At 73.1% G+C, this 14,909-nt stretch carries 14 protein-coding genes; 1 reads left to right on the top strand and 13 read right to left on the bottom strand.

The window, feature by feature from the left end; genetic code table 11:
• Positions 1–47: 47 nt before the first annotated feature.
• From FPZ47_RS08155 to FPZ47_RS08115, 9 genes are read right to left on the bottom strand one after another with little or no spacing between them, the layout of a single operon-like run.
• A complete protein-coding gene (locus tag FPZ47_RS08155; RefSeq protein ID WP_144951659.1) occupies positions 48–452 on the bottom strand; it encodes a DUF2784 domain-containing protein in 405 nt (134 codons plus the stop codon).
• Positions 449–1,447, bottom strand: a complete 999-nt coding sequence (locus FPZ47_RS08150) for a Rieske (2Fe-2S) protein (RefSeq protein ID WP_425461784.1) — start codon at positions 1,445–1,447, stop codon at positions 449–451. Before FPZ47_RS08150 ends, FPZ47_RS08155 begins: the two co-directional genes overlap by 4 nt.
• The gene (locus FPZ47_RS08145; protein ID WP_144951661.1) at positions 1,444–2,964 is read right to left on the bottom strand and encodes an FAD-dependent oxidoreductase; all 1,521 of its coding nucleotides are present in this window, start codon (positions 2,962–2,964) and stop codon (positions 1,444–1,446) included. The genes FPZ47_RS08150 and FPZ47_RS08145 overlap by 4 nt, the downstream gene beginning before the upstream one ends.
• Complete coding sequence (locus FPZ47_RS08140; RefSeq protein ID WP_144951663.1) at positions 2,961–3,707, bottom strand: class I SAM-dependent methyltransferase; 747 nt, start codon at positions 3,705–3,707, stop codon at positions 2,961–2,963. The genes FPZ47_RS08145 and FPZ47_RS08140 overlap by 4 nt, the downstream gene beginning before the upstream one ends.
• Positions 3,694–4,005: a lycopene cyclase domain-containing protein gene (locus tag FPZ47_RS08135; RefSeq protein ID WP_144951665.1), complete on the bottom strand. Its 312-nt coding sequence runs from the start codon at positions 4,003–4,005 to the stop codon at positions 3,694–3,696. Before FPZ47_RS08135 ends, FPZ47_RS08140 begins: the two co-directional genes overlap by 14 nt.
• 10 nt (positions 4,006–4,015) lie before the next feature.
• On the bottom strand, positions 4,016–4,339 hold the full coding sequence (locus FPZ47_RS08130) for a lycopene cyclase domain-containing protein (protein WP_144951667.1): 324 nt from the start codon (positions 4,337–4,339) through the stop codon (positions 4,016–4,018).
• Positions 4,336–5,289, bottom strand: coding sequence for a phytoene/squalene synthase family protein (locus FPZ47_RS08125; RefSeq protein WP_144951669.1), 954 nt, complete (start codon positions 5,287–5,289; stop codon positions 4,336–4,338). The genes FPZ47_RS08130 and FPZ47_RS08125 overlap by 4 nt, the downstream gene beginning before the upstream one ends.
• Positions 5,286–6,809 (bottom strand): phytoene desaturase family protein, encoded by a 1,524-nt coding sequence (gene crtI, locus FPZ47_RS08120; protein ID WP_144951671.1) that lies wholly within the window; start codon positions 6,807–6,809, stop codon positions 5,286–5,288. The genes FPZ47_RS08125 and crtI overlap by 4 nt, the downstream gene beginning before the upstream one ends.
• A 13-nt stretch (positions 6,810–6,822) precedes the next feature.
• The gene (locus FPZ47_RS08115) at positions 6,823–7,875 is read right to left on the bottom strand and encodes a polyprenyl synthetase family protein (RefSeq protein WP_246133404.1); all 1,053 of its coding nucleotides are present in this window, start codon (positions 7,873–7,875) and stop codon (positions 6,823–6,825) included.
• 530 nt (positions 7,876–8,405) lie between these two features.
• Here FPZ47_RS08115 and FPZ47_RS08110 point away from each other — a divergent pair.
• Positions 8,406–9,782, top strand: a complete 1,377-nt coding sequence (locus tag FPZ47_RS08110) for a GH12 family glycosyl hydrolase domain-containing protein (RefSeq protein ID WP_168209392.1) — start codon at positions 8,406–8,408, stop codon at positions 9,780–9,782.
• An 11-nt stretch (positions 9,783–9,793) separates the two neighbouring features.
• On the opposite strand, the gene FPZ47_RS08105 is transcribed toward FPZ47_RS08110, so the two are convergent.
• The 4 genes from FPZ47_RS08105 to FPZ47_RS08090 form a co-directional block, all read right to left on the bottom strand.
• Complete coding sequence (locus FPZ47_RS08105; protein WP_144954051.1) at positions 9,794–11,164, bottom strand: TIGR01777 family oxidoreductase; 1,371 nt, start codon at positions 11,162–11,164, stop codon at positions 9,794–9,796.
• Between the two features lie 13 nt (positions 11,165–11,177).
• Positions 11,178–12,422 (bottom strand): glycosyltransferase family 4 protein, encoded by a 1,245-nt coding sequence (locus FPZ47_RS08100; RefSeq protein WP_144954060.1) that lies wholly within the window; start codon positions 12,420–12,422, stop codon positions 11,178–11,180.
• A gap of 91 nt (positions 12,423–12,513) precedes the next feature.
• A complete protein-coding gene (locus FPZ47_RS08095; RefSeq protein ID WP_144954049.1) occupies positions 12,514–14,127 on the bottom strand; it encodes a 1,4-alpha-glucan branching protein domain-containing protein in 1,614 nt (537 codons plus the stop codon).
• Positions 14,124–14,909 (bottom strand): class I SAM-dependent methyltransferase (locus tag FPZ47_RS08090; protein WP_428321243.1); only part of this gene is annotated, 786 nt, incomplete at its 5' end. The genes FPZ47_RS08090 and FPZ47_RS08095, both read right to left, overlap by 4 nt.

The raw sequence follows: 14,909 nt of genomic DNA, 5'->3' as shown, positions 1-14,909 counted from the left end.
CATCCTTCATCAGAAGTACCAGGGTATCGGCGCACTGGGCCAACGACCTAATGCGGCCCGCCGTGAAGCGCGGGCGGCCCGGCGCCGTCGCGGGGTGTGGCCGGCGCCGCCGCCACGACGACCCAGGAGGCGGCGGCCGCGGCGAACGCCAGGGCCTGGGCGGTTCGGGTGCGGCCCACCGGATAGCACACGCCGTCGACGTAGCGGTCGATGAACCCGGTTTCGGGCAACGGATCCATCCCGGCCCGGGCCCGGGCCCACCGTTCCAGCGACGTCAGCGGGCACGACCAGCCCAGGGCCGCGACGCCGACGCCCCAGCAGACGGTCACCAGGTGCAGCCACCGGGTGCGCGGCCAGCGCAGCGCCAGGAAGCCGCCGCTGGGCAGGTAGATCAGGTACCCGAGGTGTGCACCGACGGTGGCGGCCACCACCGCGGCATACGCGTTCTTCATCGGCCGCCCGTGCGCACCCGGTAGCGGCGTTCGGCGTAGACCAGGTCATCGCGCCACAGCCGGGCGGCGGCGTGGCGCATCAGCGGCGTGATCAGCGGGGCGGCGCGGCGTGCGACCGCGAACCCGGGGCGTTGCGACGTCGCCACGGTGGCCTCGACCACCGCGACACCGGGCCGCCCGTCCGGCCCGGGACCGGTTGGGGTGGCGTGGGTTTCGACGACGCTGCCGGTTCCCTCGCCCTCGACGATGCGCATCAGCACGGTGCGCGCGTCCGGGGTGGTGAATTCCGCGATCACCGGCACGCCGAATCGGCCCATCCGGAAGGTCACCGACACCAGGAAGCGGTCGTCCTCGTCGGTCGGGGTGGTGAGCACCTCCAGCCGGGTGAACGAATAGGGGTGGAACCAGGCGCCGTGCCACGGGTCGAGCCGGTTGGCGATGACGTCGCACGGTTCGCAGCTGCCGTCCACGCGGGTGACGGCCGCCAGCGCGGCGCCGTCCGGTCTGCCCGGGATCACCGGCGCGTCCAGCGGCGCCTCGCCACCGACGGCGTCCAGCCGCACCCACGCCAGCACGCCGTCGTCGTACGCGGGCACCGGCCGCCAACCGAATTCGCAGCCGTCGCCGTCGAGGGCCAGGCCGTGCCAGCGGCAGAACAACACGCCGTCGCGCACGATTCCGGTGGCAAGGTCGGCGCCCAGGTGCGGGCAGCCGCCGGGACCGACCCGCAGCCCGCCCCGCCGGTCGCGCCAGGCGACGAGCTCCACCCCGGCGACACGCGCGCCCAGTGGCCGGCCGGCGCGCACGTCGCGGCTGGCCGCGAACACGAACCAATTGCCGGTCGGCCTGCGTTGCGCACGCCGCAACGCGGCGTCGATGACGGCCCGCCGGGCCTCGCGGTAGGTCGGCCGCTGCGCCGTCCACGCCACCCGCGGAACCATCTGCAGCGGCCAGTCTTTGGGCCAGCGCCCACGCAGGAGGTCGGCGGCGCTCACGGTCGGCGCCCCCGGCCGGCGGCCAGCGAACGCAACACCGCCGATCGTCCGCGGGTGGGCACCGTGCACAGCCGGTGACCGGCGAGCCCCCACCGTCCCAGCAGGTGGTTGGCGGCCAGCCAGCCGGTGGTGGCCGCCCGTTCCATCAGCGCCACCGGCAGGTCGACGCGGATGCCGTCACCGGCCAGCACCAGCCCCGGCTGCGGCGTCACCACCGCCGGCCGGCACTGGTAGGTGCCCGGCGCGAACAGCGGGCAGTCGTTGCGCCTCAGGACGCGCTCGTGGCGCACCCGCGCCGCCGCGGTCTCGGGATAGAGGGCGTGCAGCTGCGCCATGGCGCCGGCCGTGGACTCCGAGCGTGCCGCGTACGAGTGCAGTTCGACGACGGACCCGCGGTTGCGGCGGGCCCAGTCGGCGGCCTCGCGTTCGTAGCGCTCCAGCACGCTGATGTTGTCGAGCGGCTCGTGACCGGCGGTGCCGAGGAAGGCGGGGCGATCGGCGCCGACGGGCCGGTCCAGCCACAGTCGGTGCACCACGAACGGCGGTGCCGTGCGCAGGCCGCTGACGCGGGAGCGCCACGGCTCGTCGCCGAGGCCCGGCGAGGCGTCCACGACGTGCCGCAGGCCGTCCACGTCCAGGGCCAGCACCACGGCATCGGCGTCGAGTCGCTCGCTGGCGTCGGTGTGCACGGTGAACCCTTCGGCCGCAACGGGATCCACACCCGAGACCTGGGTGCCCAGGTGCACCCGGACACCCAGGTCGCCCAGGTGCGCGGCCAACGGATCCCACAGGCCGGCATCGAAGTTCGCGGTCGCCACGTCGAAGATCAGGCCCTCGCTGGAGCCCAGGAAGTAAATGTGGAACATCGTCGCCAGCTCGGCGGCCGACAGCTGTGCCGGTTCGGCGAAGAAGCTGCGCGAGAACACCTCGAACGCGAGGTGACGCGCCGACTCGGGGAAGTTGATGTCCTTCAGGAAGGTGTCGGCGTCGACGTGGTCGAGCCGCTGGTAGATCTCGGGCACCGACACCGCCGCCAGCGGCGCGGCCGCGCGCATGTCGAGGCGCGCCAGGTCGGCGAGCCGGAACGTCGGGCTGCGCAACGCGAACGCCAGCGCGTTCCACGGAGGGGTTTGCGGCAGCCCGCGGAAGGTGTCGCGCCGGCCGGCGCCGTCGATGAGGGGATAGTCCTCGACGGCGGCGAGCATGCGCAGCTTCGGGTCGACGCGGCGCAGCAGGGCCCGCAGGTTGTAGTACTGGCGGAAGAAGGCGTGGAATCCGCGGTTCATCGGCAAGGGGGCGCCCTCGCCGTCGTGTTCGGTCCAGCCGCCGACGCGGCCGCCCAGGTACTGCTGGCGCTCCACGAGGTCCACGGCGACGCCCCGTTCGGCCAGCCCGGTGGCGGCCGCCAGCCCGGCGATGCCCGCGCCCACGACGACGGCGCGTGGCCGCGACCCCAGCCCGCTCGCGTCCGGCAGCCCGGGCCGTGCGGGGTGGATCTGGCGGCGGCGGTCGGTCATTGCTTGGCCTCCTCCGTTGGCGCGTATCCCAGGAAGGTGTGCACGATGTCGCGTTCCCAACCCGGCATGGTCTCACTGTGCACGTCGGTGAGCCCGGCGTCGAGCATCCGGCGCCGCAAGCGCGCGGCGCCGTCGAAGGCCAGCACGCTGCGCCACAGATGCCGGTACAGCGTGGTGTCGCGGGTCCGCCACCAGCCGGAGGGGATGATGATGCCCCAGCATACGGCGTGCCAGATCCGGGTCGCGGCCCGCGAGTCGCGCACCGAGTACTCGTGCACGGCCAGGCTCCCGCCCGGGCGCAGCAGGGCCCGGAACGCCCGCAGCTGCCCGTCCGGGTCGGCGAGATTGCGCAGCAGGTAGGCGGCCAGGATGCCGTCGAACGGCCCCTGGACGTCGCCGCCGCGCTCGGCGAGATCTTCGATGCGCGAGTGCACGAACCGCACCGACGGCGGCCACGGCTTGGCCCGCGCCGCCTCCAGCATGCCGCCCGCGGCGTCCACGGCGACGATCTCGGCCTCGGGGGCCACCGCCAGCAGCGCGGCCGTCGAGGCGCCGGTGCCGCAGCCCGCGTCCAGCAGCCGTAAACCTTTGCCGCGGCCGGGGATTCGCATGCGGTCCGCCGACCGCCGCAGGTTGGCGTGGTAGCCCGGGTTGGCGCCGACCAGCCGGTCGTAGGCGGCCGCGCCGACGTCGAAGGCGCCGGGCACCTCGCCGCGCGGCAGGCCCGCCCTATCGACGCGCACGTCGGCCCTCCCACAGCAGCAGGACCGCGGTGACGAGCGCGAAGCCGAACAGGAAATCCTCGACCGGGATGTCGAACGGGAACCGCACGCCGCTGGTCTGGCGCTGGTCGTAGATCACGATCGGTGCGCTGTGCTTGGTCAGCCAGCCGTCGACCGGCACCTGGAAGCCCAGCACGATCAGCATCGACAACCAGTAGGCGGGCCGCCGGAAGAGGCCGGTGTGCAGCAGCCCGAACTCCAGCGCCACGACGAGGACCACGGCCACCACGGCCGGCACGGTGTAGCCCAACCCTGTCATCGGCGCCCCGTCACCGGCGCCGGCCCCGGTCGAGGATGGTGGTGACCGCGTTGTAGGTCAGCAACGCGCACAGCGGGATCACCACGAAGAACAGCGCCTCCTCCAGGGGCACCCGAAACGGGAGGTGGACGCCGCTGATGTAGCGGCCGTTGTACGTCCACACGCCGGCGGCGATCGCGACAGCATCCCAGACCAGGAACACCGCGGCGACCGGGGCCACCGCGCGCACGACCCGCCAGGGCTGCCGGTAGACGCCGGCGCCGAAGAACTCCAGCGGCGCCGTGATCGCCAGGCACAGACCCAGCACCACCAGGTACTGCCAGCCGTCGCTCATGCCGCGCCGGACTTCCGGTACTCGGGGCGGGCCAACCGGGCGCGCCACGAGCGCAGCAGACCCCCGCCCGCGACCTGGAGCCGTCGCGTGGTGCCGACGGTGGCGCGCCGGCCGAACACCGAGAAGTCACTGCTTTCAATGCAATCGAGTATCTCAGAGTACAGCGTCAGTGCGGTGGTGACGCAGGGCCGCGAACGCGGCTGCAGCATCGCGATGCCGTCGGCCGCGAACCGGTAGATGTCGCGGGTGACGTCGTGCTGCGCCGCCAACGCCGCGCGCACCCGCGCGTCGGTGCACTGGTGATCGTGACACCACATGAGCAGTTCCCGGTCGACGCCGTGGGCGGCGAGCTCGTCGGCGGGCAGGTAGACGCGTCCGCGCCGCAGGTCCTCGTCGACGTCGCGCAGGAAGTTGGTGAGCTGGAAGGCGCGGCCCAGCGCGGCGGCGTACGGGGCGGCGTCGTCGGTGGGCACCACCGTGCCGAGCACCGGAAGCATCTGCAGCCCGATGACTTCCGCCGAGCCGCGCATGTAGTGGTTCAGGGCGGCCCGGTCGGGATAGTCGGTGATCGTCAGGTCCATGCGCATCGAGGCGAGAAAGTCCTCGAACAGGTCCGCGGGAATCCCGTAGCGGCGCCCGGTGTCGTCGGCCGCGGCCAGCACGGGTTCGTCGCGATGGTCGCCGCCGGCGAAGAACCGGTCGGAGAGCCGCTGCAGCCGGTCGGCGCGCGCGGGGACGTCGAGGGCCGGATCGAGGTCGTCGAGGATGTCGTCGGCGTGGCGGGCGAAGCCGTAGAGCGCGTGCACGGCCGGGCGCTGGTCCGGGGCGAGCAGCCGGGTGGCCAGAAAGTAGGTGCGGCCGTGTTCGGCCGCGATCTGGCGGCAGCGGCGGTAGGCCGCGCGCAGCGCAGGGTCCGTGATCCCGGCGGCGTCGAGTTCGGTGCGGATCATGGTTGCGGCGCTTTCAGGTCGAAACGTTTCGCCGGCCGCCCCCAGGTGCCGGTGATGCGGTCGGCGGCCAGCCGCCCCGAGATCAGCGTAGTGGGCACCCCTACGCCGGGCACGGTCGACGACCCGGCCAGCACCGCGTTCGCGATGCCGCGCACGGTGTTGGCCGGCCGGAACGGCCCGGTCTGCGCGAACGTGTGGGCCAGGGCGAAGGGGGTGCCGGCCGCCATGCCCTGGCGCGCCCAGTCGGCGGGGGTGTCGACGTGCAGCAGTTCGGCGTCCTCGCGCAGGCCGGGCAGCAGCCTGTCCTGCACGATGTCGAGCAGGGCATCCGCATACGAGTCGCCGGCCGCCGACCAGTCGACACCGCCGCGCTCCAGGTTCGGGGCCGGCGCCAGCACGAAGAGCAGGTCGCGGCCCTCGGGGGCCAGGCCGGGGTCGCCGGCCGTGGGGCGGGTGACCAGCAGCGACGGGTCCGTCATGAGCCGGCCGTCGCGGATGATGTCGGTGAAGGTCTGCTCCCAGGCGTTGCCGAACAGGATGGTGTGGTGTGCCGGGGGCGGTGCGGGGGCGGCGCGGCAGCCGACGTGCAGCACCACCGCCGACGGCGCGGCGCGCAGCCCGAGCGGCCGGCGCGGCCGCCGGCCCAGCAATGCGTAGGTCTGCGGCAACTCGGTGGTCAGCACCACCGCGTCGCAGGCGATGCGTTCGCCCCGCGCGGTGTGGACCGCGGTGATCCGGTCCCCGGTGCGGTCCAGCGCGGTGACGGCCGCGCCGTAGCGGAACCGCACCCCGGCGTCGGCGGCCGCCGCGGCCAGCGCGTCGGGCAGGGCCCGCACCCCGCCGCGGGGGAAGAACACCCCCGCGACCGTGTCCATGTAGGCGATCACCGCATAGACCGCCAGGGCCTGTTGCGGCGCGACCCCGGCGTAGAGCGACTGGAAGGTGAACACCCGCCGCAGCCGCGGATCGCTGATGTAGCGCTTGACCATGGTGTCCCACCGGCGGAACCCGCCGATCGCCGCGAGTTGGGCCAGGTGGCCGTTCAGCAGCGACAGCGGGGAGTCGAAGTTCGAGGAGATGAAGCCGTCGAACTCCGTGCGGTACAGCCGCTCCAGCCAGTCCCGCAGGCGCCGGTAGCCCGCCGCCTGTTGCGGTCCGGCGAACTCTTGCACCGCGGCGGTCATGCGGTCGGCGTCGGTGTGCACGTCGATGGCGGCGCCGTCGGCGAACATCGCCCGGTACGCCGGCTCCACCGGCAGCAGATCGAGCCGGTCCGCACGGTTTGCGCCGACGGCCGCGAAGACCTCGTCGATGATGTCGGGCATCGTGAGCACCGTCGGCCCGGTGTCGATCCGGTAGCCGGCGACGTCGCGCCGGCCGGCCCGCCCGCCGGGCCAGGGCTGTTGTTCGACGACCGTGACCTCGCGGCCCCGCCCGGCCAGGTGCATCGCCGCGGACAGCCCGGCGAATCCGGCACCGACGACGACGACGTGGTCGGTGCGTCCCTGCATCGTGCGCATCAGCGTGAGCCTCTCATGCCGCCCGCCGCGTGCACACGCCGGCCATGTCGACCAGCGCGTCCCCGATCGCACCACCGATCCCGCTTCGGTCCAGGGCTTTCCGCGCCGCGGCGACGCGCTCGGCGATCAGCTGCTCGATCCACTGCACCGCCCCGGTGGACAGGATCAGAGTGCGCCAGCGCTCGACGGCGGCCGCGTCGAGCCGGTCGGTGTGCATCAGGTCCCGGAACTGCCGTCGCGCGGCCGCGTCGGCCAGCTGGTGGGCGGCGACCACGACGCTGGTGGCCTTGCGTTCGAGGAGGTCCCCGCCGCTGGGTTTGCCCGTCACGGTGGGGGCCCCGAACACGCCCAGGATGTCGTCGCGCAGCTGGAACGCCTCGCCGACGGCACAGCCGTAGTCGCCCAGCCCGGCCAGCACCCGCGCGTCGCAGCCGGCCATCGCGGCGCCGATCTCCAGCGGGCGGCGCACCGTGTAGTTGCCCGACTTGCGCCGGGCCACGGCCAGCACCGACTCCATCGGGGGCAGGTCGCGCAGGTCGTTTGCCAGATCGGCGAATTGGCCCACGGCCAGCTCGCTGCGCATGGCGTCGTAGCGCGGCCACGCCCGCTGCAGCTGGTCGGCCGCGAGCCCGCAGTCCCGCAGCATCTGTTCGGCCCAGATCAGACACAGGTCGCCGAGCAGTACCGCGGCCGCTTCGCCGAAGCGGCGCGACGAGCCGGACAGCGCGCGGCTCCGGTGCCAGTCGGCGAACTGGACGTGTGCCGCGGGCCGGCCCCGGCGGGACGCCGAATCGTCCATCACGTCGTCTTGGAGCAGCGCGAACGCGTGCAACAACTCCAGGCTGCCGGTCGCCGACAGGGCGGCCTCGCTCGGCGGTGCGCCGCACAGCCAGCCCAGGTACATGAACGTCGAGCGCAGGCATTTGCCGCCGTCGAGGAACTCCAGCAGGATCTCGCCGGCCACGTCGACTCCGGACGCACCCAGCTCCTCGGCGCACCGGTCGGAGACGAACTCGGTGACCGCGGCGAGCACCGCCCGCCGCAGCCCGGTCCGCCAGGCCTCCAACTGCGCGACGTCGGGTGGTGCATGCGGGCCCGCCTCGGCGCGGTACGCCCGCCGAGACGCACCCGCGGCCTCCACCGAGGCCTTTGCGCCAACGTCGGTGCGCCTCCGGCTCGAACGGCTCAGATTCACGCGAGGTACCCCTTTGACGAGAAAACAAACGGCGGACGGCGTGGTTCGGACCCGGGCCGGCTGTCGTGTCATTCAGTTACTTAACCATTAAACTACTGAATTAGCCGGTGGTACGCCAGAGGTCTTGTCCCGCGATGTGGGGGACGCCCGGGACCCGGGACCCGCGCCCCGGGGCCACCAGCGTGATCGCTCGAAATCGACTGCTTCGCCGGCGGGCGCCAACCTGGATTTTTCGTGCGGCCCGGTCGAGGCCGGCGTCCGACTCAAACATGTGGTCACGCAACGACACCCGACTCCGTGGGTCGCTGTCGCCTGCGGACCCGCCCCGGTGTTTCGCGGGCCGGTCACGCCCCCGTCCCACCCTTTCAAGCTCGCGGGACGAACCGCTAATGTCCTGCGGTGTGACCTTCACCGTAGTTGACCCGGAGTCGGTGGCGACGGCAGTGCCGCAGGTGGCGGGCATCGGCTCCGCTCTGCGTTCGGCGTACCGCGTCGCGGAGGTCTCGACCACCTCGGTGGCGGCCGCCGCCGACGATGAGGTGTCGGGGGCGATCGCAGCGGTGTTTTCCGCCCACGCCCGACAGTTCCAGGCTCTCGGCACCCGGGCAGCGGTGTTTCACGACCGGTTCGTGGCGGCGCTGCACGGGGTCCGGGGCGCGTACGGGGCCGCCGAGGCGGCCAACACCTCCACTCTGGGGACGCTGGAGAACGCGATCGCCGGGGTGCCGTGGTTCTCCCCGGTGAAGGATCTGACCGGGCGGCCGTTGTTCGGCAACGGCGCCAACGGTGCCGACAGCGCGGCAGGCCCGGGGCAGGCCGGCGGATCGGGTGGCTGGTTGTTCGGCAACGGCGGCAACGGCGGCACCGGCGGGCCCGGTGCGGCGGGCGGGGCCGGTGGTAACGGCGGCCTGCTGATCGGCAACGGCGGCAACGGCGGTAACGGCGGGCCGGCAGTCGCGAACGTCAACGGCGGAAATCCCGGCTCGGGCGGCGTCGGCGGGCATCCCGGACTGCTCGGCCATGCGGGCAGCGACGGGCAGACCGGCGCCCCGCTGTCGAGCGGGGGCGGGACGGGCGGCGGCGGGACCGGGGGTGTGACGGTGATCTCCGATCAGTACGGGACGACCACCATCCAGAACGCCTATGTGGTGCAGAACAACGCGTACAACATCGGTTCGGGGCAGCAGACGATCACCGTCAGCTCCACCGGATTCACGATCACCACCGAGACCGGTTCGGCTCCCACCGACGGCGCGCCGCTGGCCTACCCGTCGGTCTATCTGGGCGGGGCCTACGGGACCATCTCGCCCAACAGCCCCCTGCCGGACCAGCTGAGCCAAATCCAGACCGCGACCAGCAGCATCAGCTACACCTACCCCAGCAGCGGTACCTACGATGCCTCCTACGACATCTGGCTGAATCCCACGCCGAACACATCTACGGTAAACCAGCAGGAGATCATGATCTGGTTCAACCACGTCGGCCCTATCCAGCCGGTCGGCTCCGACGTGGGAACAGCCACGGTCGACGGAAAGCAGTTCGCGGTGTGGGAGGGCTCCAACGGCCAGAACCAGGTGGTCTCCTACGTCGCGGACACACCGATCAACTCGTGGAACGACATGAGCGTGTTGGGTTTCATCGACCACACGGAAACTGTCGAGCCGTCGGTGAACAACTCGTGGTATCTGACCAGCATCCAGGCCGGGTTCGAACCCTGGAACGGCAGCGTCGGAGCGGCGGTCGATTCATTTTCCGCCGGCATCAACGGCACCGCCTGACCCCCGGCGGCTCAGCCGGTGCGCCCCAGCAGGTGACGCAGGGCCTGTTCGAGGCCCGGCCGGCGGAACCGGTGTCCGGCCGCGTCGAGTTTGCCGGGTAGCACGCGCTGGCTGGCGCACGCGAGTTCGCGGGCGCCCTGCGTGCCGAGCAGCAGCCGCGGGCCCAGCGCCGGGACCGGCAGCAGCGCGGGACGATGCAGCACACGGGCCAGGGTGTGGGTGTACTCGTCATTACGAACCGGTTGTGGCGCAACGGCATTCACCGGCCCGGCCAGCGTCGTGTCCCACAGCGCGCGGTGGTACACGTCGACCAGGTCGTCGATGCCGATCCAGGACAGCCATTGTCGGCCGCTGCCCAGCCGCCCACCCAGCCCGGCGCTGAACAGCGGACGCATCAGTCGCAGGGTGCCGCCGCGCGGGGATTGCACGATGCCGGTGCGCACCCGCACCACCCGCAGCCCGGCCCGTTGCGCCGGCGCGGTGGCGTCCTCCCAGTCGGCCACGACGTCGGCCAGGAACCCGTCCCCGCGGGCGCTGTCCTCGGTGAGGACCTCGTCACCGCGGTCGTACCCGTAGAACCCGATCGCCGACGCGGAGACGAACGTCGCGGGCGCGGGGTCGGTGCGGCCCGCCAGTTCGGCCAACCGGCGGGTGGGATCGATCCGGCTGTCGCGGATCGCGCGCCGGTGGCCGTCGGTGAAGCGGCCCGCGATCGAGGCACCGGCCAGGTGGATCACCGCGTCGACCCCGGCGAGCAGTCCGGGGTCGGGGTCCTCGGGGTCCCACCGCCGCTCGTCGCCGGACCGCGGGGCGCCGCGCACCAGCCGCACGACGCGATGGCCGCCGGTGCTCAGGAAGGCCGTCAATGCCGAACCGACCAGCCCCGAGGACCCGGTGACGGCGACGGTCCGCGGTGTCAGTCCGTGCTCGGCCGCCAGCCGGTGGGCGGCCAGGTCGTCGGCCAACTGGCGGTACCGGTAGGCGAACATCTCGCGCAGCGCCGCCCCGGGCACCGGCGTCTCGACCCGGTCGATCACACGGGTCCGCTCGCCCAGGTCCTCGGAATCGTGCACCTCTTCGAATTCATGGATGTGCCGCCACCGCACGGCGACCCGCGCCGGCAGCGAGGCCAGCCCGTCGCCGCCGATGGTGTCGACGAAACGCCGCGGGGGGTCATAACCGTCGGGTTGGTGCACGGCGACCCAGCGCAGCCCGCCGGGCAGCGCGAGCTCGGCGCGCCCGTCCCGCAGCGACGCGGCCTCGGTGACGAGCCGCATCGGCTGCCACGGCGGCGAGAGTCGTTCGAAGGCCCCCGGCCTGGCGTACCAGGCGAAGACGTCGGCGCGGGGCGCATCGACCACGTGCGAAAATTCCAGAGCCATCCCTCGAAGGTAGCTAACGATCCGGCAGGGCGTGCTCGACGATGGGCAGCCGGGGCCGCGGCTGCCGCTCGCCGCGCTTGGCCGCCAGATACACCTGCGCGGTCTCCTCGGCCACCGTCTGCCAGGAGAAGTCCGCGGTGAGCCGCTCGCGGGCGGCGCGGGCGCGCCGCTGCGCGGCGCCCGGATCGTCGAGCACGGCGCGCACCGCCGACGCCAGACCCGCCACGTCGCGGGGCGGGCACGACACCCCGGTCCTGCCGTTGATCACGGCCTCGCCCAGCCCCCCGATGTTCGAGGTCACCAGCGGGGTGCCGGCCGCGGCGGCCTCCAGGGCGACGATCCCGAACGGCTCGTAGTGGCTGGGCAGCACCGCGGCGTCGGCCCGGTGCAGGACCGCCAGCAGTTCGGCGTGGCCGAGGTGCCCGACGAACCGGGTCGCCTTGAGCACCCGGTGCTTTCGGGCCTGCTCGACGAGCCAATCCCGCTGGGTTCCGGTCCCGGCGACGGTCAGGGTGGTGCCGGGATGGGTGCGCCTGATCCGCGGCAGGGCGGCGATGATGTCGTGCACGCCCTTCTCGTATTCCAGGCGGCCCAGGTAGAGCAGTTCGGCAGGCCCGGTACGCGGCCGGCGGGGCGCGAACGGCCAGCACGTCACGTCGATGCCGTTGCGGATCACGGTGATGCCGGCCAGGCCGGGGCCGAACAGCTCGGTGATCTCCTCGCCCATCGACCCCGAACACGTGATCAGCGAGTCGGATTCGCGCACCAGCCACGACTCGATCGCGTGCACCTGCCGGCTGATCGCCCCGGACACCCAGCCGGAATGCCGCCCGGCCTCGGTGGCGTGAATCGTGGAAACCATTGGCACGTCGTAGAACTGGGCCAGCGCGATGGCCGGATGGGCGACCAGCCAGTCGTGTGCGTGCACGACGTCGGGGCGCCACGGCCGGTCGGTGCCGTGCCGTCTGATGACCAGCCCGGCCCGCACCATCGCGTGGCCCATCGCCAGGGTCCAGGCCATCATGTCGGTGTCGAAGCCGAATTCGTGCGGGTCCTGCGCGGCCGCGACCACGCGGACGCCCTCGTCGATCTCGTCGGACGTCGGATGCGTGCTGGGGTCGGTGCCCGAGGGGCGGCGGCACAGGACCACGACGTCGTGACCGGCTTCGGCCAGCGCGGTCGACAGGTGGTGCACGTGCCGGCCGAGGCCGCCGACCACCACCGGCGGGTACTCCCACGACACCATCAGGATCTTCACGCGCCACCCGGTTGCGGCGAGCGTGCGCATAATGCCGTCCGCGCCGGCGTGTCGTCGTACCGACACGCACGCTCGCGGGAGGGGGCGAAAGTCACCGGGGCAGCCTCCGTGCGTCCAGGGCCCCGAACAGCCCGTCGGCGCGGTTCCACCCGTCGGCGAGCCGCTCGGCGGTGTCGCGCCGGCCCGACGCCAGCGCGCCCGCGATCTCCCGGGCGGCGTGCGCGTGCAGGTGAGCGCGGTAACGCGCGTAGTCGGCCGCCGAGTCCTTGCTCACCATGAACGGCCAGTCGCTGGAGACGGTGAGCAGGGTCTCGCGCAGGATCTGGTCGGCGACGCGGTCGCGGGCGACCGGGCCGTCCAGCGTTGCCGTCTGCGACAACGCCTTGTCGACGGTGGTCAGCGCGGTGTCGACCACCTCGGTGTTGAGCCGGACCAGGTCGGCCACCTGCGCCCCGGCCCACACCTGCCAGTCCTTGCCCGAACCCCAGGAGCTGGCCGGCAGGTCGACCGGGTCGCCGACGAACCCGTCGGTGAGCGCGTCGCGCAGGGTGCCCACCCGCACCCCGGCGGCGGGCAGGGCCCGCAACACCCGCGCCAGCCAGGTCGGGCCCTCGTACCACCAGTGGCCGAACAGCTCGGTGTCGAACGCCGCCACGACGTGCGCCGGCCGCCCGATGCGCTCGGATTCCGCGGCCAGCCGGTTGCGGACCACCTCGACGAAGTCGGCGACGTGGACGTCGATCGCGCGGTCGGCGCGCTCGGGGTCGTAGGGGGCCTTGGCCTCCGAATCCACGTTGCGGCCGGTCACCCGGGCCGGCTTGAGCCCGGTCAGGTGGTCGTAGGTGTGGAAGTCGCGGTAGGCGGCGTGGCCGGGGTAGCCGGACTTCGGCGACCACACCCGGTAGCTGACCTGCAGGTCGCGACCGAACGCCACCACGTCGGACCCGCCGACGGGCCGGCCCAGCGCGGTGTCGCCGTGCAGCGAGGGGCCGTCGACCATGAAGTGGGTGACACCGGCGGCGGCGTAGTCGGCTTCCAGGCCCGGGGCGTAGGCGCATTCGGGCGCCCAGATGCCGGTCGGGCCCTGCCCGTGTCGCGACCCCAGGCGTGCCCGGGCGTCGGCCAGGCCCTCGCGCAGCGCGAACTCCCGCAGCCGCGGGGTCAGCAGCGGCTGGAAGGGGTGGGCCAGCGGGCCGCCGAGCAACTCCACCGTGCCCGCGTCGATCAGGCCGCGCAACAGCGGGCTGCCGCCGTGCCGCCACAGCGTGGCGAACTCGTCGAGCGCCCGGTCCGCCTCGGCGCACTCGCGAATTCCCAATGCGCGCAGGGATTCCGGCGAGCATGCCGGGTATTCGCCCGACTTCGACCGGGGCGCGGAGCGCGCGCCGGCGGCCGCTGCGGCCGCTGCGGTGGCTTCAGTGGCCCGCAGCCGCCAGTTGGCCAGCCAGTGATGCATGCCGTCGAGGCAGTACGGGTCGTCCAGCTGGGCGTTGACCACCGGGGTGACGCCCAGCGTCAGCAAGCCGCGGCGGTCCTCGCCGGCCAGCGTGCGCAGCACCCGCAGCAGCGGGAGGTAGGACGCCGCCCACGACTGGTAGAGCCATTCCTCGCCCACCGGCCAGCGGCCGTGGTGGGCCAGCCACGGCAGGTGCGTGTGCAGCACCAGGGTGAACAGGCCCGGCACGGGGCGGGCGGCCGAACTCATGGCCGCACCGCGATCGCGACGAGGTCCAGGCTGTCGTCGATGTCGCGGCCGTCCCCGGCTTCGACCAGCTCGAAGTCGTCGGTGGTGACCGCGGCGACGTCGGCCGCCAGCCGCGGTGGCCACGGCGCTCCGGGGTCGGCGGCCATTGCCCTGGCGATCTGCGCGTCGATGATCGAGCCGCCGTGGCGGGCGTCCATCTCGCGCAGCCGCGGGCCGTGGAACAGGCCGCTGATCGACGGTTCGGCGAAACCGCCGGTGACCAGCAGTTCGGTCAGCTCGGCGGCGTTGAGCTCACGGGTGTGGAACGGGTTGACCGGGGTGTCGCGGCCCGGGGAGAACGTGATCCGGTTGGGCGTGGACATCATCAGCAGCCCCGACGGGCGCAGCACCCGGGCGCACTCGGCCACGAACTGGCCCTGGTCCCAGAGGTGCTCGATGACCTGGAAGTTGACCACGACGTCCAGCGACGCGTCGGGCAGCGGCAGCCGGGCCAGGTTGGCCTGCATGACCTCCACGCGGGGGTAGCGGCCGCGGACGTGGGCCACCGCGGCTTCGTCGTAGTCGACCGCCACGACCCGGCGGGCGACGCCGGCGATCAGGTCGGCGCCGTACCCCTCGCCGCAGCCGGCCTCGAGCACCTCGCGGCCGGCGCAGAGCGGGGCCAACCGCCGGTAGACCACCTGGTGGCGGCGGAACCAGTAGTTCTCGATGTCCAGGCCGGGGATGGTGCGCTCGCCGGTCAGCGCCAACACCGGCGCGGCGGCGCCGGAGAGGGGCGGGGG

The organism is Mycobacterium helveticum, from assembly GCF_007714205.1.
Taxonomy (GTDB): domain Bacteria; phylum Actinomycetota; class Actinomycetes; order Mycobacteriales; family Mycobacteriaceae; genus Mycobacterium; species Mycobacterium helveticum.
This window is presented reverse-complemented; position numbering and strand designations above follow the sequence as displayed.